The organism is Limnohabitans curvus (genome assembly GCF_003063475.1).
Classification (GTDB): Bacteria; Pseudomonadota; Gammaproteobacteria; order Burkholderiales; family Burkholderiaceae_C; genus Limnohabitans; species Limnohabitans curvus.
The window spans coordinates 589,797-614,038 of record NZ_NESP01000001.1; the positions used below are offsets into that span (position 1 = coordinate 589,797).

Below are 24,242 nucleotides of genomic sequence, written 5' to 3' on the forward strand. Positions count from 1 at the left end.
GTGGTTCACGTGTTCCGGTTCACCACACGCTCAGCCAAGGCGGCCAGCGTGTGGGTGTGCGTCAAGCCTGTGCTGCGCAAGGCGTCTAACGCCTCGCGCAGCAACGACTGCGCATATGACTTTGCTTCTTCCAAACCCAACAAGGACACATAGGTGGGTTTGTCGTTCGCAGCGTCTTTGCCTGCGGTTTTACCAAGCGTGGCTGAATCGGCGATGACATCCAAAATATCGTCCACCACCTGAAAGGCCAAGCCCAAGGCTTGACCATAGCGTTTGAGGCCGCTCAATGCTTGTGGTGTGGTCTCTCCGCAGGCCGCGCCCATCATGACACTGCCTTCTAACAAGGCCCCAGTTTTCAGGCGGTGCATCTGACGCAACTGATCTTCGTTCAAAGCCACGCCCACGCTGGCTAAGTCAATGGCTTGGCCACCGGCCATGCCTGCATGCCCTGCCGAGGTGGCGAGCAAACGACACAAACGCGCTTGTACGCCATCGGGAATGGCTGAAGACTCAGGCGTGAGAAATTCAAACGCCAAAGCCTGCAAAGCATCTCCCGCGAGCAAGGCTTGGGCTTCGCCAAACTGCACATGCACGGTGGGTTTGCCACGACGCAGCACATCGTTGTCCATGCAAGGCATGTCGTCGTGTACCAGCGAGTAGGCGTGAATCAATTCCACCGCACACGCGGCCCGCAAAGCCGCTTCATCTAACGCCGCATCTTTTGAACCGTGGGCCACTGCCTCACGCGCCGCCAGCACCAGCAGGGGGCGCAGACGTTTGCCGCCATCGAGCACGGCATAGCGCATGGCGTCGCCCAAGCCGGCAGGGGCTTGCGGGCTGATCCAGCCAGATAAAGCTTCTTCTACGACGGCTAACCAGTGGTTGCTCCATTGGTCGAGTTCGGTGGATGTCATGTCATGGGGCATGGAGGCGCTCACGTGGGTGTCCATGCTTTCAAAGCACCGTTGTCAAGCACTTTGATTTGTTGTTCGACCGCGTCCAACTGAGCACGGCAATAACCCAAAAGTTCAGCACCGCGTTGGTAGCCTGACAACAAGTCAGCCAAAGGCAACTGGCCGGATTCCATTTGCTGCACCAAGCCCTCTAGCTCTTTCAAAGCCGCCTCATAGCTGGCGGGCGCAGTGTCTGCGCTGCTTGGGGTGATTTTTGCTTTGGGCATATGTGCGCAATCCAGTGTTGAGGTGGGTCAAATAGCCTGCCATTTTAGGCTGCACGCGGGGCAAAGTTTGCCCCCTTGGGTACAATGGGCATCCTTCAATCGACCTTCGGGCCGATTTATTTTTGTCCACTTACCTCCCTGTGGGGAGTCTTTAGGTCAGGTCACCCATGTCTGATTTAAGTCTTCAACTGCAGCAGGCTCACAGCCAACTACCAGTTACCAGTTATTTTGACGAGGCGCTTTTTCAGCGCGAACTGGAGACCATCTTTCAGCTCGGGCCCCGTTATGTGGGCCACCAGCTTGCCGTGCCCAATGTGGGCGACTACTACGCTTTGCCCCACGAAGGCGAAGGGCGTGCGCTCGTGCGCTCGGCCAAAGGCGTAGAACTGGTATCGAACGTGTGCCGCCACCGCCAAGCAGTGATGCTCAAAGGTCGTGGCTCTTTGAACACCCAAGCCCCAGGCTCGGCGGGCGGCAACATCGTATGCCCCTTGCACCGCTGGACGTACGCCCCTTCAGGCGAATTGCTGGGCGCCCCCCACTTTTCGCACGACCCGTGCTTGAACCTGAACAACTACAAGTTGCGCGAGTGGAATGGCTTGCTGTTTGAAGACAACGGCGTGGACATTGAAGCCGACTTGGCCAACATGGGCCCTCGCGCGGCCTTGGACTTCACAGGCTTCGCCCTTGACCGCGTGGAGCTGCACGAATGCAACTACAACTGGAAAACCTTCATTGAGGTCTACCTTGAGGACTACCACGTAGGTCCCTTCCACCCAGGCCTCGGTCAGTTCGTCACGTGCGATGACCTGAGCTGGGAGTTCAAAGAGAACTACTCGGTGCAAACCGTGGGCGTGTCGGAAGGCTTTGGCAAACCGGGGTCGCCTACCTATCAAACATGGCACGACATGCTGCTGAAGTACCGCAACGGCGAACTGCCCGAGCGCGGTGCCATTTGGCTCACCTACTACCCCCACATCATGGTGGAGTGGTACCCGCATGTATTGACAGTCTCCACACTGCACCCCATCAGCCCAACCAAGACACTGAACAGGGTGGAGTTTTATTACCCGGAAGAAATCGTCGCTTTCGAGCGTGAATTCGTCGAAGCCCAGCAAGCTGCCTACATGGAAACGTGCATTGAGGACGACGAAATTGCCGAGCGCATGGACGCTGGCCGCAAGGCCCTGATGCAACGCGGCGACAACGAGGTCGGCCCCTACCAAAGCCCCATGGAAGACGGCATGCAGCACTTCCACGAGTGGTACCGCGGCAAACTCAATTTCACAAGCCCCTAAGGCCACCGCATGCAAGCCTTGTGGATGCTGCTGGGCGCAGCCTTCTTTGCCACCATGGGCGTTTGCGTCAAGTTTGGTTCGGAGCACTTCAATTCAGCTGAACTGGTGTTCTACCGCGGCGTGGTGGGCGTGGTGTTTTTAGCCATCATCGCCAAACAACAAAAGGTATCACTGCGCACGCAATACACCAGCATGCACGTGTGGCGCTCCACCATTGGGGTGTTGTCGCTCAGCGCATGGTTTTATGCCATTGCCAAACTGCCACTGGCCACCGCCATGACACTCAATTACATGAGCAGCGTGTGGATTGCAGCCTTCTTGGTGGGCGGCGCACTGATCAATTGGAAACCGCAAGAAGATAAAAGTCCTTGGTCACAAGGCCCGTTGGCTTTGAGCGTGATTGCAGGCTTCGCTGGCGTGGTGATGATGTTGCGTCCCACCGTCGAACAAAACCAAATCTTCGCGGGGCTCATTGGTTTGATGTCAGGCTTTGCCGCTGCTTTTGCTTACATGCAAGTGATGGCCTTGGGCCGCATCGGTGAGCCCGAAACGCGCACTGTGTTTTACTTTGCGATCGGCACCACCCTCGCGGGGCTTGTCGGCATGGGCTTTGCCGGTGTGTCCGAATGGCATTGGCAGCATGCGGTTTGGCTGCTGCCTGTGGGTGTGTTTGCGTCGCTGGGTCAACTGTGCATGACACGTGCCTACAGCAAGGGCGCCACCTTGGTGGTGGCCAACTTGCAGTACTCGGGCATTGTGTTTGCCGCACTCTACAGCTTGCTGCTGTTTGGGGACGATATCCCCCTCATCGGCTGGGCTGGCATGGCCCTCATCGTGGTCAGCGGCATGGCCGCCACCTTGTTGCGCGCGCGCGCTGCACCCAACGCACCTGCTGAAGAGCATTGAAGGAAATCACCATGTTCACCACCCTCATTTCTGTCGCTCAACTTCAAAGCATGCAAACCAGCGGCGCACCGCTCTTGGTCTTGGACTGCACCTTTGATTTGATGAACCCACCTGCGGGCTATGCCCAGTATGTAGAACAACACATCGCGGGTGCACAACACGCGGATTTAGACAAACACCTCGCAACACATGACCCCGCACTGCGAGTCAACGGGGGACGACATCCACTTCCCCAACGCGAAGTTTTCGCGGCATGGTTACAAAGCGTGGGCGTGAACCAAGACACCCAAGTGGTGGTGTACGACCGCAACGGCATGAACTACTGCGGTCGCTTGTGGTGGATGCTCAAGTGGTGCGGACACGACGCAGTGGCTGTGCTGGATGGCGGCTTGCAAGCCTGGATGAACGCAAGCGGCGCGCTGGCGTCTGGCGCAGAAGCGGCGCACGCGCCAGGCAACTTTGCATTGCGCGAACCTTTGGTGAAGTTGGTCACGACCGCTGCCGTTTCTGCACATCTGAACGATGGCACGCAAACCCTCATCGATGCACGCGGTGCACCGCGCTACCGCGGCGAAGTGGAGCCACTCGATCCTGTGGCCGGCCACATCCCGGGCGCATTGAACCGTCCGTTCAACAACAACCTCAACGCCGATGGTTTTTTCAAAAATGCGGATGAATTACGAACTGAATTCACAGCCTTGCTCGGCAGCGCTAAGCCTGAAACAGTGGTGCACCACTGCGGCAGCGGCGTGAGCGCTGTGCCCAATGTGCTGGCCATGGAAGTGGCAGGCTTAGGGCGCACGGCCTTGTATGCGGGCAGCTGGAGCGAGTGGTGCAACACACCCGGCCTGCCCTGCGAAAAATCTTGAACCTAGTGCTGCGCCCACTCGCCTAAAGCGGCGACCAAGGCAATGCCTGCAAACAGCCAAGTCACTTGGGCCGCCGTCTCTTTAGGTGAGAGGCGCTTTTGCAATTGTGGAATCAAATCTGCCAGCGCGACATAAATAAAGCTGCTGGCGGCCACCACCAAGAAGAACGGCAAGTACTCGTGCAACGCGCCCACGAGCAAATAGCCCATCACACCACCAATCGCCGTCACGCCACCAGCCAGCGTGAGTTTGAACAACGCAGCGCGTGGGTCGTTGAGCGTTTGGCGCAACACCACCAAGTCGCCCACATGGTGCGGCACCTCATGGGCCATCACAGCCAAAGCTGCGGCAATACCCAAACGTGGGTCGGCCACAAAAGCAGCCGCAATCAAAATACCATCGCCAAACGCGTGCACGCTGTCGCCCAACAACACCGCCCAACCACCGCTTTGGTGGCTGTGACTGTGATGGTGGTCGTGTGTGTGGTGTACATGTTCGCTGTGGTCATGGTCTTGCCCATGTTCGTGCCCGTGGTGCCAGAGCTCGGCCTTGTCGAGCAAAAAGAAAAACACCAAGCCCACCAGCAGTGCCGCAAACAAAGCTTGCGCCGATACACCGGACTGCATGGCTTGCTCAAAAGCCTCTGGCAACAAGCGTGTGAACGCCGTTGCCAGCAAAGCACCCGCCGCAAGACTCAACAAATGCTGGGTAAAACGCGACAGCAGTGCATAAGCCAACAAGGCAGCCAGCCACACACTGCCCATACCAGCGACTAAGGTGCCAACAAGAATTGAGATCAAGGTCATGGGCTGATTATCCTGCGCGAAATGCCTAGGCCCAGCGACCTGAGTTTGTCAGGGCTGGGCACAGGTTGATCAAGCACACAGATTATCGGAAGACACCCGCGAAATAAGCCGCCAATTCATCAACGCCATCCAGCGGCAAAACGTGCGCCACGTACTGATCGGGACGAACCACGACCATGCAGCCCTTCTCACGGTTGATACCACGCATGGCAAAGATGTCACCCACGCCCTTGTGATCGACACAGAACACTTTCTCGTGGTCTTGCAACCCCAGCTTGCCCGTTTTTGGCTTCAGCAGAGAAGGCATGTTCTCGTAGGCCAGCTGGTCAAAGGTTTGTTGGAACACAGCACGGAAATCAATCACCGTGTCAATGTCCTCACCCTTGCGCGTGTGCTTGACGATAGGCGAGTTGGGATTGGTTTCTAGCCAGTCTGCCAGTTTGTGAATGGCTGAGCCTGGGTTAGAGCTATCCGATTGAGCTGCAAACGCATAGATGCGCCAGCGTGCATCGGCCTCTGCCACATGGCCCAGCTGCATTTGCTTGGCGTCTGACACACGCACCACAGGCGCTGAGTGAAAACGGCGGCCAATCTCTTCGCCTTTGGCCAAGGCCTGGTGCGTGCTGGCGGCGAACAGATAAGACGTGTCGTACTTCACGGCGGTGCCGCCGGTGAACTCTAAGTTGTCTTTGAACTGGCGAATGATGCGTGGCTCTTCCGTGCCATCACGTTCCGCCTGCGTGGTCGGTGCCGACATCACGCGCGACCATTTGTGATCGGTCTCTACCAGTCGTTTGGCTTCGGTCAAACGCTCTTTGGAATAGCTGCGCAGCAGGCTGGGGTTGGCGCGACCTTGCAGCACATGCACCAGCTTCCAGCCGAGATTGAATGTGTCTTGCATCGACACGTTCATGCCCTGACCCGCTTTGGGTGAGTGTGTATGACAGGCATCGCCTGCGGTAAACACGCGCGGATCGCGGTCCACGCCCTCGGGCACATCGTCAAAGCGATCGGTGATGCTGTGGCCAATGTCATAGATCGACCACCAGACCACTTCTTTCACGTCAATCGAGTACGGCTTGATGATCCGATTGGCGGCGGCAATCATGTCGTCTTGGGTGAACTTTCGGTGTGCGGCTTTTTCGTCGGGGCGAAGTTTGTCCAGCTCGACATACATGCGAAACACATAGCCACCTTCGCGCGGCAAGATGAGCACGTTGCCTTCGGTAGCAGACGAAATCAAACACTTCTGGCGCACATCGGGAAAATCCGTGTTGGCCAAGATGTCCATCACGCCCCACGCTTGGTGCGCTGCATCGCCGTGCAGCTCGCCACCAATCGCTTTGCGAACGGCCGAGTGCGCACCATCGCAGCCCACCACATAGTTGGCGCGCACAGTGCGTGTGGCACCCCAGTTCACGCCGCTGGCGTCGCGCAGGGTGACGGTCACAGGATGGTCATCGGTGGTGGGATCAATCGTCAAACCCACCACTTCCCAGCTGTAGTCGGGCTCGAGTCGTGAGGGAGAGTTTTTCATCACCTCCAAAAACAACTCGTGCAGTCGCGCTTGGTTGATCAAGATGTGCGGCATTTCCGAGCTGTCGTCAGCCACGTCTTGCACGCGGCCCACGCGTTTGATGTGCTCTGGGTTCTTGGGATCGGGCATCCAGAATGCTGTTTGATTGACCCAATAGGTTTCGCGCTTGACCTTGTCGGCAAACCCAAACGCTTGGAACATTTCCATGGTGCGTGTGTTGATGCCGTCGGCCTTGCCCTTGATGATGTTGCTGGGCATGCGCTCGGTAATCATCGTTTCGATCTCTGGGAACTGAGACAACTGAGCCGCCAAGCACAAGCCTGCTGGCCCAGTGCCAGAAATCAGCACATCCACTTTTTCGGGCAAGGGCTCATTGATGCCCCGATTACGTCGGTTGGGCGCGGCTGGCTTGATGTCTGGGCTACCGCCTCTGAATCCATTTTTGTAGAACTGCATGTCTTGTCTCCAATGATTTAAGTAACACCGAAATCTCGGCACTGAGCAAATGATAACTGTACTTACTAATATCCGTCAATATGGTATGTATGATTACCATATTGGTATTTACACGGAGACACAGGCATGGTCATCCACGACATGGCGGGGCACTTGATACGTCGCCTGCAACAGCAATCCACTCAAATCTTTGCGCAGCGCACACAAGCCGCGGGCTATGACCTGACCTCGGTGCAATACGCCGCGCTAGACGCCATCGCCAACAACCCGCATGTCGACCAAGCCACCGTGGCCGAAATCATTGGCTACGACCGCGCCACGATTGGCGGTGTGATTGAGCGTTTAGACACCAAGGGCTGGGTACGCCGTGTGGTGAGCGAGCAAGACCGCAGATCGCGTGAGCTGTCATTGACAGCGAAAGGAAATAAGATTTATTTGGCCCTACAGCCCATCGTGCACGAACTGCAAGCTGACATTCTTCATCCCTTGAGCCAAGCCGAGCAAGAGCGCTTCATCAAGCTGGCCCGCCAAGTGGTGTGGCATGACAAGTCGGCCGACGCGGCCTAAGAAATAAAAATCAAACGTGCGCCAAGGCCGCAAAAAATAATGCCGGCCAAGCGGTCAAACCACTGCCCCACCGTGCCCGCAAAATAGCCCAGCAAACCAAACAAGAAAGCCGCCTGCACGGCTGACTGATCGGGTGCATCGGCAGCATGGGTGGGCTGGTGAACCCATTCTAGAAACCATCCCCGGTCCAATCAAGCCAATAATTAGCATGATCATGCTAATATCTAGCCATGTCTATCGCCTCATCCCTGTTCAGCGACAGCCAAACACGCCTATTGCCTTGGCTGTTTGGCCAGCCCGGGGCAGCTATCACCTGAGTGAGTTACGCCGTCTCACGGCACTTGGCAGCGCGTCGCTACAGCGCGAGCTCAACCGCTTAGAAGAGTCGCAACTGGTGCAGTCCACACGCGTGGGCAACCTGCGCTGTTTTCAGGCCAACCCGCAAAGCCCTGTTTACGAAGAGCTGGTTGCCCTCACCCGCAAAACCATGGGCGCTGCACCGTTGGTGCTGCAAGCCTTGCAACCGATGGCCGCAAACATCAGCACCGCTTTCATCTTTGGCTCTGTGTCCAAAGGGACCGACACCGCCAACAGCGATGTAGATGTGTTGATAGTGGGTGATGGCTTGGTGCTGAGTGACATTCTTCAACTGTTACTTCCAATCGAAACCTTGTTGGGCCGCAAAATAAATCCGACCTGCTACACGCCTAGCGAATACGCCAAGCGTTTGGCAGAGCCGGACTCTTTTGTGAACCGCATCTTGGCGCAGCCCACGCTGCCTTTGATTGGAGATGTGCATGCCACCCAACGCTCTGGAGAACTTGGCTCGAATAGGCCAACTCAAAGCTGAACCACGCCGCTGCCCTAGCCGCACTGCGATGGGACGGCTACCGAAGTGAAAACCGCTACACCGTGTTTCAGTGCCTCACCCACACACTGAACTGGCCCGCACACCAATGGCGTGCATTGGACATGGCCCACCAAAAACGCAACTTGGCTGAATACGAAGGCTATTTAGAAATTGAGGAATCGCAGATTGCACAACTGTTTGCATTGGTGACGGAGCTGATTGCTAATGTATTGGCGATGACAAAAGCATCGTAAAGAGTAGGCTGAAATTGCGGACTTGCATCAATTAAAGATCAGTGTGAGCGGCACGTAGAGCTCACTTTTGAGCTGCGACAATACGCTGGAGAATGCCGAAGGAATAAAAATGGACGAAGCGAACGCACAGCAGGATCTTCAGACAGTCTACGTACTTACGAATCCGGCAATGCCCGGTATCGTCAAGATTGGCATGACGCGGGCCTCGGATGCAGGCGAACGCATCGCAAGCCTGGGCAGCAGCAGTGCGGTTCCACTTCCCTTCGATTGCGTCTATGCCTGCAATGTTCCGGACGCGAGAAAGGTCGAGCAGGCACTTCACTTTGCGTTTGCTCCTGACCGTATCAATCCTTCGCGTGAGTTTTTCAGAACCAAACCCAGTCAGGTCGTTGCCATTCTGGAGTTGTTGCACCAAGGCAAAGTGGTGACGGCTCAGGTTGAGGCACAGGCTGAGGCCAAAACAGATCCTGAAGCACTTGAATCCGCAGCCAAGGACAAGCGCAAGATGCGTCCAAAGATTGACTATTTAGCCATTGGCTTAAAGGTCGGCGACGTCATTACGTTCAGGGATGGTGTCACGACCGCAACGATTGCCGGGCCGCACACGGTGATTTACCAAGGCGAGGAGTCCTCCTTGCAGCGCGTATCACTGAAGCTCATGCCTGAAATCGTTGGCCGGGGTGTGGCCTCAAAGTTTTATTGGTCCATCAATGGCCAATCCTTGGCAGACCTTTACGAAGAATTTCACGGCGATGAGGAGTAAGAACTGTTTCGAGCTTGTGGACCATTTAATCTCACCCATCTGATTGACCGCAATCAGCCTAAATCAGGTCTTAATCGAATCTCTCTCGATGGGTAAACAGTCAGATTGCAGTCATCTCAATGCGCCTTGTCCCAGTTCGGCCCCACCCCCACCTCAGCCAACAACGGCACTTTCAGCTGCGCCACGTCAGCCATTAGGCGTGGCACTTCGGTGCGGACCCATTCCACTTCTGACTCGGGCACTTCAAACACCAGTTCATCGTGCACCTGCATGATGACTTTGGTTTGGCGTTGTTGCTGGTCAATGGCTTTTTGCACGGCCACCATGCTCAACTTAATCAGGTCGGCGGCTGTGCCTTGCATGGGCGCGTTGATGGCGGCGCGCTCTGCGCCTGCGCGGCGTGGGCCGTTGGGGCTATTGATTTCGGGCAGGTACAAGCGGCGGCCAAACACGGTTTCGACATAGCCTTGTGCTTTGGCTTGTTCGCGTGTGTCGTCCATGTAGCGCTTGACGCCTGCGAAGCGTTCAAAGTAACGGATGATGTAGTTCTTGGCTGCGCTGTTGTCGATGCCCAGCGCTTTGGCCAAACCAAATGCGCTCATGCCGTAGATGAGGCCAAAGTTAATGACCTTGGCATAGCGGCGCTGCTCGGTGCTCACGTCGCCCACGGCCACGCCAAACACTTCGGCAGCGGTGGCACGGTGTACGTCTAAGCCTTCGTGAAAGGCTTTGACCAAAGCCTCGTCGCCACTGATGTGCGCCATGATGCGCAACTCGATCTGGCTGTAGTCGGCGCTGGCTATCACGCAGCCCGCAGGGGCCACAAATGCTTCGCGCACTTTGCGGCCTTCAGCGGTGCGAATGGGGATGTTCTGCAAGTTGGGATCGTTGCTGGACAAGCGGCCCGTCACGGCCACGGCTTGCGCATAGTGCGTGTGCACGCGGCCTGTGCGTGGCAAGGCCATCAGCGCGAGTTTGTCGGTGTAGGTGCCTTTGAGTTTGCTAAGACTGCGATGCTCCAAAATTTTGGCAGGCAGTGGGTAGTCTTCGGCCAATTTCTCCAGCACTTCTTCGTCGGTGCTGCGTGCACCCGTGGCAGTTTTTTTGATGACGGGCAAGCCCAGTTTGTCAAAGAAGATTTCACCCAGTTGCTTAGGGCTAGCCAAGTTAAATGGTTGGCCAGCTATTTCATACGCCTCGGTTTCTAGCTGCACGATGCGTTGACCCAGCGCGTGGCTTTGTGCGGCCAGTGTGGCCGCGTCGATCAACACGCCGTTGCGCTCGATGCGGTACAGCGCTTCGCTGCTATCAATTTCCAGTTCATAAATAAAGCGCAGTTTGTCGTCGGCTTGCAAGCGCGGCCACAACACTTGGTGCACGTCTAACGTCATGTCGGAGTCTTCGCACGAGTATTCGGTGGCACGCGCCACGTCCACTTGCGAGAACGGAATTTGGTGCGCGCCTTTGCCGCACAAGTCTTCGTAACTCAAGCCTTTGCGGCCCACATGACGCTCGGCCAAGCTGGCCAGGCCATGAGGCTTGTGCACTTCCAGCACATAGCTTTGCAGCATGGTGTCGTGGGCGTAGCCCTTCACCTCAATGCCGTGATTGGCCATCACATGGCGGTCGTATTTGATGTGCTGCCCCACCTTGTGGATGGCTGGGTTTTCAAACCAAGGTTTGAGCTTGGCCAGCACCTCGTCGATGGGCAATTGGGTGGGCGCATCGCCATAGCTGTGGGTGAGCGGGATGTAGCACGCCTCGCCCGGCTTGACCGAAAAACTCAAGCCCACAATCTCGGCGCGCATGGCGTCGAGTGAGGTAGTTTCGGTGTCAAACGCCACCAACTCTGCCGCTTGCAGTTTGGCCAGCCACACGTCAAAGGCTTCCCACGTCAGCACGCAGTCATAGGCTTTGTCGCTGACTGCCGAGACGGTGGGCTCGGGTTCGTCAAACAAGCCCAAGTTGGGTTCAAACTTCGGCTTAGGCGCGGCACCAGCCGGTGCCGATGTCAGCGTATCTGTGCCTTCACTGATGGCGCGGGCCAAGCCTTTAAAACCATAGGTTTCGTAAAACGTTTTGAGGGCGGGCTTGTCGGGCTCAGCCAAGTGCAGCGCATCGAGTGCAGGCAAGTTGGGCACGTAGGCAGACAAATCGCAATCGGTTTTCATGGTCACCAGCTGGCGGCCTGTGGGCAGCCAATCCACGGCTTGGCGCAAGTTCTCACCGGCCACGCCTTTGATGGCGCTGGCGTTTTGCAGCAAGTTGTCGAGCGAGCCGTATTCCATCAGCCACTTGGCTGCGGTTTTAGGGCCAACCTTATGCACGCCGGGCACGTTGTCTACCGTGTCGCCCACCAAGGTTTGGTAGTCAATCATCAGCGAAGGCGGCACGCCAAACTCGGCGGTCACGCCCGCCACATCGCGCTTTTTGCCGTTCATGGTGTCCATGATGGTGATGTGTTCGTTCACCAACTGGCTCAAGTCTTTGTCGCCACTCGACACCACCACCGTCACGCCTTGCTGGGCCGCGGTCACGGCCAAGGTGGCAATCACGTCGTCGGCCTCCACGCCAGGCACATCGAGCACGGTCCAGCCCAACATGCGCACCATGGCGTGGATGGGCTCGATTTGCGCGCGCAAGTCGTCAGGCATGGGCGAGCGGTTGGCTTTGTACGCAGGGTACATCTCGTCGCGGAAGGTGGGGCCTTTGGCGTCAAACACGCAAGCGGCCAATTGGGTGGGCACTTCTTTGCGCAGGGCCTGCATCATGTTGATCATGCCGCGAATGGCGCCTGTGGCGGCGCTCGTTGGGTCGCCGGGCACAGCACGCAGGTCGGGCATGGCATGAAAGGCGCGGTAGAGGTAGCTGGAGCCGTCGACCAGCAGCAATGTTTTGGATTCACTCATAGGTTGTGATTGTGCCTTGTGTGTGTTTTTTGGCTGGGCTCGCTGGGCGCGACTGGTGGGCGTCGCTGCTTCATGCTGGCGTACCAGAAATCATGGCGACGCCCACCAGACACGCCCAGTCTGCGGCATAGGTTTTGGCACGTCTGCTGCAGCACGAAGTGATGTGGCCATCGCGACAGCGGAGCCACAACACTGCAGGCCGTAGTCTTGGGGGTTGAGGGATGAGCGGGTGACGATTTCTGGTGCCCCAGCATGAGGAACCCGCTCATCCCTCAACCTCCAAGCGAGCCCAGCAAAAAGAAGCAAAGCCCGCCAACTACAATGTGCGAACTTTTTAACCCCTTGGCAGTCATGGCAGTTTTCACCGAAGTTTCAGAGTCCTCCGCGCAAGAACTGCTCACTCAACTCAAGCTTGGCGAGTTGGTCGAACTCAAAGGCATCCAAGGCGGCATTGAGAACACCAATTACTTTCTCACCAGCAGCGAAGGCCAATACGTGCTCACGCTGTTTGAGCGCCTCACGCACGAGCAACTGCCGTTTTATCTGTACCTGATGAAACACTTGGCACAAGGCGGTATTCCTGTGCCAGACCCCATGTCTAACCAAGACGGCGATATCTTGCTCACCGTTGAAGGCAAGCCTGCTGCGGTGGTCAACCGCTTGCGCGGCAAAAGCGAACTCAGCCCTACAGCCGCCCACTGCGCCGCTGTGGGCGACATGCTGGCCCGCATGCACCTAGCTGGCCGCGACTACAACCGCCAGCAGCCCAACTTGCGTGGCCTACCTTGGTGGAACGAGACCGTGCCTGTGGTGCTGCCGTATTTGGACGCATCACAAGCCGCGCTGATTCAAACCGAGCTGGCTCACCAAAACCACATTGCCGCATCGTCGGCCTACGCCGCCCTGCCCCGTGGCCCTATCCACGCCGACCTGTTCCGCGACAACGTGATGTTTGATGGCAGCCCAGAAGCGCCCGAGCTGAGCGGCTTCTTCGATTTTTATTTTGCAGGTGTCGACACTTGGCTGTTTGACGTGGCCGTGTGTTTGAACGACTGGTGCATCACCCACGTCGATGGCACACACGATGCGGCCAAAGCCAAGGCGTTCATAGCCGCTTATCAAAGCGTGCGCTCTTTCACACCAGCTGAGCGCCAACTGCTCAACCCCATGTTGCGAGCGGGCGCTTTGCGTTTTTGGACATCGCGCCTGTGGGACTTCCACCTGCCGCGCGAAGCCAGCATGTTGCAACCCCACGACCCGACACACTTTGAGCGTGTGTTGCGCCAACGTGTGGCACACCCTGTCACACTCTGAGCTATGAAACTCAACGTTGTCCCCGCAAAAACTGGCTCACTCTGGGTGCGCCAAGGCATTCGCGCTTTTTGGAAGCAGCCCCTCGCACTCAGCGGCTTGTTCTTCATGTTCATGGCCAGCATGTCAATCCTCTCCATCGTGCCAGTGCTGGGCGGGTTTTTGGCTTTGATGTTGCTGCCCGCTGCTTCGCTGGGATTGATGGCAGCCACGCGCGAGGTGGAGTTGGGTAAATTTCCCATGCCTTTTATCTTGGCCGCAGGCTTCACAACGGGTAAAGACGGCAAACGCAACATGTTGGTGCTGGGCGTTTTCTACGCCTTGGGCTTCATCGGCGTGATGGGTTTGTCCGCACTGGTCGACGGCGGTGACTTTGCCAAGTTGTACTTGGTCGGCGGCTCGCTGGAGATGGACACCTTGATGAAACCTGAGTTTCAAAATGCCATGTGGCTTTCGCTCATGTTGTATTTGCCTTTGTCGATGGTGTTTTGGCACGCGCCCGCACTGACACATTGGCACGCTGTCCCTGTGGTGAAAAGCATGTTCTTCAGCACCGTGGCCTGCCTAAGCAACTGGCGCGCCTTTTTGGTGTTTGGACTCATGTGGTCCTTCATCTTCTTGGGTACCACCTTGGCCATCACGCTGATCTCTGGCGCATTTGGCGACAACGACTTTGCCGCCATGGCCTTGCTACCCGCCATGTTGATGCTGGCGGCCATGTTTTTTTGCTCGACGTATTACAGCTTCAAAGACTGCTTCACGTCGGACGTGATTTACGCGTAAGGTACGTCACACCTGTGTGAGCTTGGCCACACTCAGCGCCAGCCACTTGGTGCCGTGACGCGGGAAGTTCACTTGTGCACGAGCATCGTCGCCCACCCCTTCGATGCTGATCACCGCACCCTCGCCAAACTTGGTGTGGAACACCTGCACACCGCTGCGCACCCATGCGTTAGGACCACTGGTCACAGGCGCTGCACGCTGAGGCACGGGCTTGGGCGCTACGGCCGTAGCCGCACCGCCACCCCATGCGTTGTTTTGCCAGCCGTTGTTGTTCTGCCATGCATCGCGGCGCGAAGGCATGGCATCGGCAAAGGCTGAACGCGCAGGCGTGATCCACTTCATCGTGTGCTCTGGCAGCTCTTCGAAGAAACGACTTTTCAAGTTGTAACGCGTTTGGCCATGCAACATGCGGGTTTGCGAATGGCTCAGGTACAAACGCTTGCGCGCACGCGTGATGGCCACATACATCAGGCGGCGTTCTTCTTCGAGACCATCAAAATCGTTCATCGAGTTTTCGTGGGGAAACAAGCCCTCTTCCATGCCCGTGATAAACACGCAGTCAAACTCCAAGCCTTTGGATGCATGCACGGTCATCAACTGAATCGCGTCTTGACCCGCTTGGGCTTGGTTGTCGCCCGACTCCAACGCGGCGTGCGTGAGGAAAGCGGCCAAGGGCGACAAGGTTTCGCCGGTGTCGGCGTTGATCATGGTTTGGGGTGCAGCTTGGCGTGTAAGTTCGCCTTCGCTCGGCATCGCGGTTGCGTCTGTCGCCAAAGGCTGACCGTGCTCGTCAATCGGCAGGGCCACGGCATCGCGGCCAAAGCCTTCTTGCGTGACAAAGCTCTCGGCAGCGTTGACCAATTCCTGCAAGTTTTCAATGCGGTCTTGGCCTTCGCGCTCAGCTTGGTAGTGGGTGATCAAGCCTGAGTGGTCAAGCAACAGCTCAATGATTTGGCGCAGATTTTGCCCCTGTGTTTGCTCGCGCAGCACATCAATCTTGGCCACAAAAGCGCTGAGGTTGGCGCCAGCTTTGCCAGCCACCGCCGTGACGGCATCGCTCATGGCGCAGCCCATGGCACGCGAGGCGTCTTGGAGCTGTTCGATGCTGCGCGCGCCAATGCCACGCGGCGGGAAGTTGACCACGCGCATGAAGCTGGTGTCGTCGCGTGGGTTTTCTAACAAGCGCAGATAAGCCAAGGCGTGTTTGATTTCAGCGCGCTCAAAGAAGCGCAAACCACCGTACACGCGGTACGGCATGGCGGCGTTAAAGAGCGCGGTTTCGATCACACGGCTTTGTGCGTTGCTGCGGTAGAGCACGGCAATTTCGCTGCGGTGTTGCACGCCATTTGTGCCATCACCATTTTGGCCATCGCGCAACAGTTGCTTCATCTCCTCCACCATCCATTGCGCTTCGGCAAAGTCGGTGGGGGATTCATACACACGCACGGGCTCGCCTGCGCCCTGCGTGGTGTGCAGGTTTTTACCCAAGCGGCCTTTGTTGTGGCTGATCAGATGGTTGGCACTGTCCAAGATGTTGCTGAAGCTGCGGTAGTTTTGCTCGAGCTTGATTTGGTGCATCACGTTGTACTCGCGCACAAAGTCGGCCATATTGCCCACGCGTGCGCCACGGAAGGCGTAAATGCTTTGGTCATCGTCACCCACGGCCAAGATGGCCCCACCGCCTTGGTCCACAGGGCCTGCGAGTTGTTTGAGCCACGCGTATTGCAGCTTGTTGGTGTCTTGAAACTCATCCACCAAAATGTGCTGAAAGCGGCGGCGGTAGTGTTCGCGCAGTGGGTCGTTGTCGCGCAGCAACTCGTACGAGCGCAACATGAGCTCACCAAAATCCACCACACCTTCGCGTTGGCATTGGGCTTCGTACAACTCGTAGAGCTCTACACGTTTGCGGTCGTCGGGGTCGCGAGCCACCACGTCTTTGGGGCGCAAGCCGTCTTCTTTGCAACCGGCGATGAAGCGCATGGTTTCTTTGGGTGGAAAACGCTCGTCATCCACGTTGAACTGTTTGCTCAAGCGCTTGATAGCACTGAGCTGGTCTTGGGTGTCCAAGATTTGAAAGGACTGAGGCAAGTTGGCCAGCTTCCAGTGCGCCCGCAAAAAGCGGTTGCACAGCCCGTGAAACGTGCCCACCCACATGCCGCGCACACTCACAGGCAACATGGCCGACAAACGTGTGAGCATTTCTTTGGCGGCCTTGTTGGTAAACGTCACCGCCAAGATGCCGCCCGGCGACACCTGCCCGGTTTGCATGAGCCACGCGATGCGCGTGGTCAGCACCCGCGTCTTACCCGACCCTGCCCCCGCCAAGATCAGGGCATGCGCCTGAGGCAACGTCACCGCCGCCGCTTGTTCGTTGTTGAGGCCTTGGAGCAAGGGGGAGGTATCGGGTGAAAAATGCATGCGTCAATTTTAGGGTTTAGAATCAGCCACCGGGCCCAAGATTCTTGCGCTCGGTTTTTTTTGGCCTGCCTTTTGCACATGAAGCGCCTGAAAAAACCGGCCAAGCCAAGCGCTCAATCTTCGAACGTTATTTTCTGGAGCTTGGGATATGGAAATTTTTGATTACGACAACATCTTGTTGCTGCCACGCAAGTGCCGCGTGGAAAGCCGCTCAGAGTGTGATGCAGGTGTTGAACTCGGTGGCCGCAAGTTCCGCTTGCCCGTCGTGCCCGCCAACATGAAGACCGTGGTGGATGAAAGCATCTGCTTGTGGATGGCGCAAAACAACTACTTCTACGTGATGCACCGCTTCGATTTGGACAACGTCCAATTCGTGAAAGACATGCACGCCAAGGGTGTGTACGCCTCGATCTCTTTGGGCGTGAAAGCCCCTGACCGCGAAACCGTGGACACACTGGCTGCGGCGGGTTTGACACCCGAATACATCACCATCGACATCGCCCATGGACACGCCGACAGCGTGCGCGACATGATCGGCTACATCAAGGCCAAGTTGCCTAAGAGCTTTGTGATCGCGGGCAACGTGGCCACACCAGAGGCCGTGATCGACCTCGAAAACTGGGGCGCTGACGCGACCAAAGTGGGCGTGGGTCCTGGCAAGGTGTGTATCACCAAGCTCAAAACGGGTTTTGGCACAGGCGGCTGGCAGTTGTCAGCGCTCAAGTGGTGTGCCCGCGTGGCCACCAAGCCCATCATTGCTGACGGCGGCATCCGCAGCCACGGCGACATCGCCAAGAGCGTGCGCTTTGGCGCAAGCATGGTGATGATTGGTTCGCTGTTTGCAGGCCACGAAGAGTCACCCGGCAAAACGGTGGAAGTCAACGGTGAGCTGTTCAAAGAGTATTACGGCTCAGCGTCTGACTTCAACAAAGGCGAATACAAGCACGTCGAAGGCAAGCGCATCCTTGAGCCCGTCAAAGGCAAGTTGGCCAACACGCTCATTGAAATGGAGCAAGACGTGCAAAGCTCGATCAGCTATTCCGGCGGCACCAAGCTGATGGACGTGCGCAAGGTGAACTACGTCATCTTGGGCGGTGACAACGCGGGCGAGCATCTGTTGATGTAAACCACGCGCTTCGGTCAAATTTGGCCAAGCAAAAAAGCCTGTCTGCTTCATGCATGACAGGCTTTTTTATTGCGTTTACGCCGCTTGGTGTTGACGCGTTTTACTTGTTCAACAACTCCAGCGCCAGCGTATGCAAGCGGTGGCCGGGTTGCGTCAACGCTTCAACGATGCTGAAGTGCTGCAAGCCGTCTAAAGCTTCGGCCACGGGCACACGATCTTTGCCCCATGACTGTTGAATCAAGAGGTTGTGCCGCAAGAACTCTTCGCTCTCAATGTCACCGACCACGCTGTAAAGAGTGGCTTGTTGAGGCGCAGGCATCCATGCGGGGCTGTTTCGTACTGCTTCTTGCTCGGTCAGACGCAAACTGTCTTTGAGGTACGGCGTCGCGCGCACCGACTCCAACTCGTACAAACCCGAAATCGACAAAGCTTTGGTCACCAAGTGTGGCGGTAAATCAGCCGCATAAGCATGCCAGTCGCAAGCCAACAGCTGGGCGACCAACTGCCCTCCCGCAGAGTGCCCCATCAAGGTGATGCGGCTGGGGTCCCCCCCGAAGCGATGGATGTTGCGCCACACCCAAGCCACGCACTTGACCATTTGCAGGGCAATGTCAGACACCGTCACCGCGGGGCACAAGGCATAGTTGGGCACCACCACATGCGCACCTTGTGCGGTAAAAGTTGGCGCGATGAACGAATGGTCAGACTTGTCTAATGCACGCCAAAAGCCACCATGGATGAACACCACCACGGGGGCTTTTTCATTGGCCGTATCGCTGGGAAAAATATCTAAGGTTTCATTCAAACCACGACCATAGGCCACGTCTTGAAAGCAACGCTGCGTGGCACGCACCTGCGCCGACGTTTCGCGCCAATAGGTAAAGTGCGCTGCGTGCTCAGGCACTAAGGCGCGGTTGTTGTACATGCGGTCATACCAAGCGCCGTCGCGTTGCGTCATAGTTTTTTCTCGAGAAGAATTTGTACATTGGTCCAGCTGCGGTTTTGGGTGCTGCTGTTTTCAACAACGCCAGCACTGCTGTACACACTGCTCGTGTTGTAGTTGCGTGGATTGAGATTGCTCAAGGTCAAGCGCCATGCCGTGCTGCCATCGACACGCCACAAACCATACACATCCATCACGCGCTTTTGCGAAATTGTTGTCAACTGCTCCGCACTTAAACGCGTGGTGTAGCCGGGGTTGTAGTTGAGGTTACCGCCAACAGTCAGTGGCACGGCTTTGAGTCGGTAGTCAGCGCCTAGGTTAGCCGTCATGTCGGGTTGCTGGTCAAGCCGGTTATTGGGGCCATCAATGCTCAGTACACGTGATCGGTAAAAGCTCACATTGCTGCGCAGGTCCACATGTGGGGCATCCGCGATCCATTGGTCCATGCGGAACTTGGCTTCTAACTCCACGCCTTCGGTGATGGCTTCGCTGATGTTTTGTGGGCTGGACACATAACGTCCCAAACTATCTCGCTGATCTGGTGTCACATAACGAATCAAATTTTGCACACGACGGTGGAATGCACTCGCGCTCAACACCCCGCCTTGTGGCAAGTAGCGTTCAATCGCAACATCTAGGCCTGTCGCAATTTCTGGTTTGAGGTTCGGATTGCCCATGACATCCGGATTCGTCCTTGTATTTTCAGCATCACGGGTGTACGTGCGGCGCGCAAGCAACATGGGCATCGTCGGCGTTTTAAAGCTACGCGTGAGGCTCATACGCACTTGGTCTCGACTGTCTGGGTCCGGCCTCCACATGGCGTGCAACAAAGGCGTAAACACGCTGTTGCGATTAGAGACATCGCCATCGGCCGTGCTGCCTTCGGTCATCAACCCTTCATAGCGCGCACCTAAATGTGTCGCCCAATGCGGCGTGAGTTGCCATTCGTCTTGCGAGTACATGGCGTAACGCAAAGAGTTGGCTTTGTAGTCTGTATCACCTGTTTGGTTTCGATATTGCCCAGCCACCGCCTGCGTTCGTCGCACAGACTCGAGTTCCGTACCACTCACCCACTGGTGCCCGCCACCCATGACATTGGTGTATTTGCCACTGATATTGGCAGAACGGTCCTGCACATGTGAATTTTCTAAAACGTAGGGAAGATAGGCTGTTGGCGTTGCCACAGTTTGCGCATATTCGTTGTGGCTATTCCAACCCCCAACGTTGAACTTCCACTCCATGCTGCTGTCAGCAGAGAGCTTACGTCGCCATTGCCCATTCAAGCGCCCCACCGCAAAATGGTTTTTATTTTCTGTTGCCGCACTGCTTGACGACACGCTGGGTAAGGTTTGATCAATCTGTATAGAACCAGGCGTTCGGCCTTGTGAAAGCGCAACAAACGGCATGAGCGTGAAGGTTTCACCGGGGTCACCCTTAAGCTGCAAACGTGCCGTTGCATTCATTCCTTCTCGCTCGTAATGACTGTTGCTGACACGATGGCGCGTCGTGACGTCATTGGTAAAGTCGTTTTCACTTTGGTCCGGCGCCGCATAGCGATTGACCGACAGTGTGTAATTTGCTGTCCACTGCTCCGCATCGTGGTACTTCACCAACGAGGCAGTGGGCGATGCATAGCCACCTTGAAATGAGGAGCCAACTTTCAACTCGGTGGGCATACCGCGTCGGCCTTCACGCGTGATGATGTTGATGGTGCCTGCAATCGCTTGTGCACCCGTTTCTGCGGTAGGCGCGCGGTAAATTTCGACGCGCTCAATCATCTCAGGCGTGAGTGACTCCACCGAGAAGCCTGGCGGCACGCGTTGACCATCCAACAAAATTTGTGTGTAACCCTGACTCAAGCCACGCATGCGAATGCCGCCGCCGCGTCCAGGCGCACCACCCAAGGTGATGCCAGGCATGCGTTTCAAAATTTCGCCTAGATTGGCGTCGCCTTGACGTTCGATTTCTTCCCGACCAATCACGATTTTGCTGGCGGTTGACTCACGGCGCTGTTGCGTGTCGTTGTCACGGCCACTGGTGATTTCAACGCGCCCCATATCTGCTGCTGGTGCCGCTGCTTGTTGAGCCCAAACAGCCGTAGCACTTAGCGCGAAAGGCACGAAAAGCACGCGATAAAAGGTCGATGGATACATATCAAAAAGTTTACCGAGGTATCAATACCCTTGCCGTGTAAAGTTCAGGTTTTATTTTTCCTGCAAGTTCCATGAGCCAAGCTGCTGCGCCACACGCCTACGAAATCAAAAGTGCCTCCTTGCCCTTGGTGTCTTTTCTCCTCAAAACCTCTGACACATCAGCCTTGCAAGCCGATATGGCCCGTCGCTTGGGCACCACCCCCGGCTTCTTCGACAACGACCCGGTCGTCATCGACTTGAGCGTGTTGGAAGACCCCAACAACCAGCTTGATCTCCCTTCGGTTTGCCTGATGCTGCGCACGCACCAAATGCTGCCAGTGGCGGTACGTGGTGCAAATGAACACCAATTAGCTAATGCACGCAAAGCTGGCTTGTTTGAAGCGAGCGACTTGAGCATTCAAGCCCCTGCCGCCCCTCGCGTTGAAACCGTGGTGCAAGAAGTGATTCGCGAAGTCGAGGTGGTGCGCGAGGTGCAAACCGGCAGTGGCGCAGCGATGGTCATCGATAAGCCGCTGCGCTCTGGCCAGCACGTGTATGCCAAGGGGCGTGACCTCATTGTGTTGGCCATGGTCAACCCAGGTGCGGAAATCATGGCCGATGGCCACATCCACGTCTACGCCCCGCTGCGTGGCAAAGCCATTGCAGGCGCACGCGGCGACGAACAAGCGCGCATCTTCACCTCGTGCCTTGAGGCCGAGTTGATCTCGATTGCTGGCACCTACCGCACCAGCGGCGACGCACCGTTGCCTGCGGATGTGGCTGGCAAAGCCGCGCAAATCAGCCTTCAAGGCGATAAGTTGGTGATGCAAGCACTGTAAAATTGCGAATTAATTTTTAGAACAACCTAAGGCTTTCTTCATGACAAAAATCGTGGTGGTGACTTCTGGCAAGGGCGGCGTGGGCAAGACCACAACCAGCGCCAGTTTTTCCTCTGGCCTCGCGTTGCGCGGCTTCAAAACGGTGGTCATCGACTTTGACGTCGGCTTGCGTAACCTCGATCTCATCATGGGTTGCGAGCGTCGCGTGGTGTATGACTTCATCAACGTCATCAACGGTGAAGCCACGCTGAACCAAGCGCTGATCAAAGACAAACAGTGCGACAACTTATTTGTGTTGGCAGCCTCACAAACACGCGACAAAGATGCCCTGTCACAAGACGGCGTAGAGCGCGTCTTGAACGAACTCAAAGGTATGAAGTTCGACTACATCGTGTGCGACTCACCTGCCGGCATCGAAGTAGGCGCCATGATGGCCATGCACTTTGCAGACGAAGCGTTGGTGGTCACCAATCCCGAAGTGTCTTCGGTACGTGACTCAGACCGCATCTTGGGCATGCTCAGCAGCAAAACCAAACGTGCGATTGATGGCGACACCCCCATCAAAGAACACCTGCTCATCACACGCTACAACCCTAGCCGCGTGGAAGAAGGCCATATGCTGTCGCTCGAAGACATCCAAGACATCTTGCGCATTCCTTTGATCGGTGTGATCCCCGAGTCAGAAACCGTGTTGACCGCATCGAACCAAGGCTTGCCTGCGGTTCATTTGGAAAACACAGATGTGTCCGAAGCCTACAAAGACGTGATCAGCCGCTTCTTGGGCGAAGACGTGCCCATGCGCTTTACCGAGCATGTCAAGCCAGGTTTGTTCAAACGTATTTTTGGCGGGAAGTAAGCCATGTCGTTGCTCTCTCTCTTACTCGGTGAGAAGAAAAAAACAGCGAACGTTGCCAAAGAGCGTTTGCAGTTCATCCTCACCCACGAACGCACGGGCCGCAACCCGCAGCCCGACTACCTGCCCGCTTTGCAGCGTGATTTGGTGGCCGTACTCTCTAAATACGTGAAGATTAATCCTGATGACATCAAGGTCAATCTGGAGCGTCATGACAACCTCGAAGTACTCGAAGTGAAAATCGAATTACCCGAGTGAATGGCGAATGAACGGTTGAAGTCTCCGCCAAAACAAAAAGCGACCCGAGGGTCGCTTTTTGTTTGGCTTTCACAAGCAAAAGGGGGATTAACCGCCTTTGTTTGAACGCTTGCCAGGGTTCTTTTTGCTACGTGTCGCAACACCGCGCTCAAGACTCACACGTTGACCACGACCACCGGTGCGCAGCATCGTGCCTGGCAGGGGGATTGGTTTTGGTGCGCGTTGGCGGTCGGCTTCAGTGACGATTTTGTTTCCCATGAAATTTCCAGATAAAAAGTTACAGCCCCTAATTAGGCCACAGGTTCGATGTATTTTCGCATGTAACCACTCATAATCCTCTCAAAGAAGGTGATTTATGAACCCAAAAATCAGCGAATTATTGGCTCGCATCCAGCAAATGGAGCTAGAAATTGAGCAGGAAATGAAGCGCAAGCGCGCTGAATTACAAGCCGATTTTGAGGAAACGCGCGTTCGTTTTGAGCATGAGGTGCTGGAACAGCAACGTCGCTTCAAAACGGGCATCTTGCCTTACATGCTGTCAGCCAACCTGCTGAGTGTGCTAACGGCCCCTGTGATTTACTCGGTGCTGTTTCCCATGCTGCTGCTGGATCTTTTCATCACGGTCTATCAACAGATTTGTTTTAGAGCCTACGGCATTTCCCGCGTCAAGCGCAGCGATTACTTTGTGTACGACCGCGCGCATTTGGCTTATCTGAACTTGATTGAAAAAATCAACTGTGCCTATTGCTCCTATGGCAACGGTCTGATGGCCTATGGCCGCGAGGTGGTAGCACGCACCGAGCAGTATTGGTGCCCTATCAAGCATGCCCGAAAAATCATGGCAGCCCACCCGTACTACACCGGTTTTGTGGACTTTGGTGACGCCGAAAGCTACAAACAAGAGCTCGAACATTTACGCGCCCAGTTGGCTGAAATCAATCAAACAAACGAATAACACGCAAGCACACATGCAACACGCCGACATTGACAAACGCTTGATGGACCTAGAAATCAAGGCCAGCTTTACCGAAGACTTGGTGGAGCAACTCAACCAAACCATCTTTCAACAGCAGCAGCAAATTGAGGCTCTCATCCGTGAGGTCAGCCAACTGCGCCAGCAAACGCCAGATGGTGGCAGCGGCGGCTTTCAAAGCTTGCGCGATGAGTTGCCACCCCATTACTGA

Annotated in this window: 25 protein-coding genes; 15 read left to right on the plus strand and 10 right to left on the minus strand. The window is 56.2% G+C overall.

What is annotated here, in order from left to right; genetic code table 11:
• Nucleotides 1–5: 5 nt before the first annotated feature.
• Nucleotides 6–950: a polyprenyl synthetase family protein gene (locus B9Z44_RS02835; RefSeq protein ID WP_425437142.1), complete on the minus strand. Its 945-nt coding sequence runs from the start codon at nt 948–950 to the stop codon at nt 6–8.
• Nucleotides 935–1,180: an exodeoxyribonuclease VII small subunit gene (locus B9Z44_RS02840; protein ID WP_108357874.1), complete on the minus strand. Its 246-nt coding sequence runs from the start codon at nt 1,178–1,180 to the stop codon at nt 935–937. Before B9Z44_RS02840 ends, B9Z44_RS02835 begins: the two co-directional genes overlap by 16 nt.
• A gap of 167 nt (nt 1,181–1,347) precedes the next feature.
• On the opposite strand from B9Z44_RS02840, the gene B9Z44_RS02845 reads away from it, so the two are divergent.
• The 3 genes from B9Z44_RS02845 to B9Z44_RS02855 are packed head-to-tail and all read left to right on the plus strand — an operon-like array spanning nt 1,348 to nt 4,253.
• Nucleotides 1,348–2,478: an aromatic ring-hydroxylating oxygenase subunit alpha gene (locus B9Z44_RS02845; protein WP_108401674.1), complete on the plus strand. Its 1,131-nt coding sequence runs from the start codon at nt 1,348–1,350 to the stop codon at nt 2,476–2,478.
• A 9-nt stretch (nt 2,479–2,487) separates the two neighbouring features.
• Nucleotides 2,488–3,384, plus strand: coding sequence for a DMT family transporter (locus B9Z44_RS02850; protein WP_108401675.1), 897 nt, complete (start codon nt 2,488–2,490; stop codon nt 3,382–3,384).
• A gap of 11 nt (nt 3,385–3,395) precedes the next feature.
• Entirely contained in the window at nt 3,396–4,253 is an 858-nt protein-coding gene (locus B9Z44_RS02855; RefSeq protein WP_108402785.1) for a sulfurtransferase, read from the plus strand.
• 2 nt (nt 4,254–4,255) lie between these two features.
• Here B9Z44_RS02855 and B9Z44_RS02860 read toward each other — a convergent pair whose 3' ends face one another.
• Together B9Z44_RS02860 and B9Z44_RS02865 are read right to left on the minus strand one after the other, a co-directional pair.
• Nucleotides 4,256–5,059 carry a ZIP family metal transporter gene (locus B9Z44_RS02860; RefSeq protein WP_108401676.1) on the minus strand — a complete coding sequence of 268 codons (804 nt, stop codon included), beginning with the start codon at nt 5,057–5,059 and terminating at the stop codon, nt 4,256–4,258.
• Nucleotides 5,060–5,141: 82 nt separating this feature from the next.
• Nucleotides 5,142–7,052, minus strand: a complete 1,911-nt coding sequence (locus B9Z44_RS02865) for an FAD-dependent monooxygenase (RefSeq protein ID WP_108401677.1) — start codon at nt 7,050–7,052, stop codon at nt 5,142–5,144.
• A gap of 126 nt (nt 7,053–7,178) precedes the next feature.
• On the opposite strand from B9Z44_RS02865, the gene B9Z44_RS02870 reads away from it, so the two are divergent.
• Nucleotides 7,179–7,619: a MarR family winged helix-turn-helix transcriptional regulator gene (locus B9Z44_RS02870; RefSeq protein WP_108401678.1), complete on the plus strand. Its 441-nt coding sequence runs from the start codon at nt 7,179–7,181 to the stop codon at nt 7,617–7,619.
• On the opposite strand, the gene B9Z44_RS15455 is transcribed toward B9Z44_RS02870, so the two are convergent.
• The gene (locus B9Z44_RS15455; protein ID WP_425437144.1) at nt 7,616–7,810 is read right to left on the minus strand and encodes a hypothetical protein; all 195 of its coding nucleotides are present in this window, start codon (nt 7,808–7,810) and stop codon (nt 7,616–7,618) included. The genes B9Z44_RS02870 and B9Z44_RS15455 overlap by 4 nt on opposite strands.
• 17 nt (nt 7,811–7,827) lie before the next feature.
• On the opposite strand from B9Z44_RS15455, the gene B9Z44_RS02880 reads away from it, so the two are divergent.
• The 3 genes from B9Z44_RS02880 (at nt 7,828) to B9Z44_RS02890 (ending at nt 9,486) form a co-directional block, all read left to right on the plus strand.
• The gene (locus B9Z44_RS02880) at nt 7,828–8,469 is read left to right on the plus strand and encodes a nucleotidyltransferase domain-containing protein (protein ID WP_108401679.1); all 642 of its coding nucleotides are present in this window, start codon (nt 7,828–7,830) and stop codon (nt 8,467–8,469) included.
• Nucleotides 8,470–8,531: 62 nt separating this feature from the next.
• On the plus strand, nt 8,532–8,723 hold the full coding sequence (locus B9Z44_RS02885) for a hypothetical protein (RefSeq protein WP_245912754.1): 192 nt from the start codon (nt 8,532–8,534) through the stop codon (nt 8,721–8,723).
• 109 nt (nt 8,724–8,832) lie between these two features.
• A complete protein-coding gene (locus B9Z44_RS02890) occupies nt 8,833–9,486 on the plus strand; it encodes a GIY-YIG nuclease family protein (RefSeq protein ID WP_146180582.1) in 654 nt (217 codons plus the stop codon).
• A 116-nt stretch (nt 9,487–9,602) separates the two neighbouring features.
• Here B9Z44_RS02890 and polA read toward each other — a convergent pair whose 3' ends face one another.
• Nucleotides 9,603–12,395 carry a DNA polymerase I gene (gene polA / locus B9Z44_RS02895; protein ID WP_108401682.1) on the minus strand — a complete coding sequence of 931 codons (2,793 nt, stop codon included), beginning with the start codon at nt 12,393–12,395 and terminating at the stop codon, nt 9,603–9,605.
• 351 nt (nt 12,396–12,746) lie between these two features.
• On the opposite strand from polA, the gene B9Z44_RS02900 reads away from it, so the two are divergent.
• Both B9Z44_RS02900 and B9Z44_RS02905 read left to right on the plus strand, forming a co-directional pair.
• Nucleotides 12,747–13,709, plus strand: coding sequence for a homoserine kinase (locus B9Z44_RS02900; RefSeq protein ID WP_108401683.1), 963 nt, complete (start codon nt 12,747–12,749; stop codon nt 13,707–13,709).
• A 3-nt stretch (nt 13,710–13,712) separates the two neighbouring features.
• Nucleotides 13,713–14,489 (plus strand): BPSS1780 family membrane protein, encoded by a 777-nt coding sequence (locus B9Z44_RS02905; protein WP_108357884.1) that lies wholly within the window; start codon nt 13,713–13,715, stop codon nt 14,487–14,489.
• A gap of 6 nt (nt 14,490–14,495) precedes the next feature.
• On the opposite strand, the gene B9Z44_RS02910 is transcribed toward B9Z44_RS02905, so the two are convergent.
• Complete coding sequence (locus B9Z44_RS02910) at nt 14,496–16,907, minus strand: UvrD-helicase domain-containing protein (RefSeq protein ID WP_108401684.1); 2,412 nt, start codon at nt 16,905–16,907, stop codon at nt 14,496–14,498.
• Between the two features lie 148 nt (nt 16,908–17,055).
• Here B9Z44_RS02910 and B9Z44_RS02915 point away from each other — a divergent pair, with 148 nt between their 5' ends.
• A complete protein-coding gene (locus tag B9Z44_RS02915) occupies nt 17,056–18,033 on the plus strand; it encodes a GMP reductase (protein ID WP_108401685.1) in 978 nt (325 codons plus the stop codon).
• Nucleotides 18,034–18,133: 100 nt separating this feature from the next.
• Here B9Z44_RS02915 and B9Z44_RS02920 read toward each other — a convergent pair whose 3' ends face one another.
• Nucleotides 18,134–18,991, minus strand: coding sequence for an alpha/beta hydrolase (locus B9Z44_RS02920; protein WP_108401686.1), 858 nt, complete (start codon nt 18,989–18,991; stop codon nt 18,134–18,136).
• Nucleotides 18,988–21,033, minus strand: a complete 2,046-nt coding sequence (locus tag B9Z44_RS02925; protein WP_211308679.1) for a TonB-dependent receptor plug domain-containing protein — start codon at nt 21,031–21,033, stop codon at nt 18,988–18,990. Before B9Z44_RS02925 ends, B9Z44_RS02920 begins: the two co-directional genes overlap by 4 nt.
• A 167-nt stretch (nt 21,034–21,200) precedes the next feature.
• Here B9Z44_RS02925 and minC point away from each other — a divergent pair, with 167 nt between their 5' ends.
• The 3 genes from minC to minE are packed head-to-tail and all read left to right on the plus strand — an operon-like array spanning nt 21,201 to nt 23,058.
• Nucleotides 21,201–21,947, plus strand: coding sequence for a septum site-determining protein MinC (minC, locus tag B9Z44_RS02930; RefSeq protein WP_108401688.1), 747 nt, complete (start codon nt 21,201–21,203; stop codon nt 21,945–21,947).
• A 40-nt stretch (nt 21,948–21,987) separates the two neighbouring features.
• The gene (minD, locus tag B9Z44_RS02935) at nt 21,988–22,803 is read left to right on the plus strand and encodes a septum site-determining protein MinD (protein ID WP_108357890.1); all 816 of its coding nucleotides are present in this window, start codon (nt 21,988–21,990) and stop codon (nt 22,801–22,803) included.
• 3 nt (nt 22,804–22,806) lie between these two features.
• Complete coding sequence (gene minE / locus B9Z44_RS02940; protein WP_108357891.1) at nt 22,807–23,058, plus strand: cell division topological specificity factor MinE; 252 nt, start codon at nt 22,807–22,809, stop codon at nt 23,056–23,058.
• A gap of 87 nt (nt 23,059–23,145) precedes the next feature.
• On the opposite strand, the gene B9Z44_RS15150 is transcribed toward minE, so the two are convergent.
• Complete coding sequence (locus tag B9Z44_RS15150; RefSeq protein ID WP_170108465.1) at nt 23,146–23,316, minus strand: hypothetical protein; 171 nt, start codon at nt 23,314–23,316, stop codon at nt 23,146–23,148.
• Between the two features lie 97 nt (nt 23,317–23,413).
• On the opposite strand from B9Z44_RS15150, the gene B9Z44_RS02945 reads away from it, so the two are divergent.
• A complete protein-coding gene (locus B9Z44_RS02945; RefSeq protein WP_108357892.1) occupies nt 23,414–24,013 on the plus strand; it encodes a hypothetical protein in 600 nt (199 codons plus the stop codon).
• A gap of 13 nt (nt 24,014–24,026) precedes the next feature.
• Complete coding sequence (locus B9Z44_RS02950; protein WP_108357893.1) at nt 24,027–24,242, plus strand: SlyX family protein; 216 nt, start codon at nt 24,027–24,029, stop codon at nt 24,240–24,242.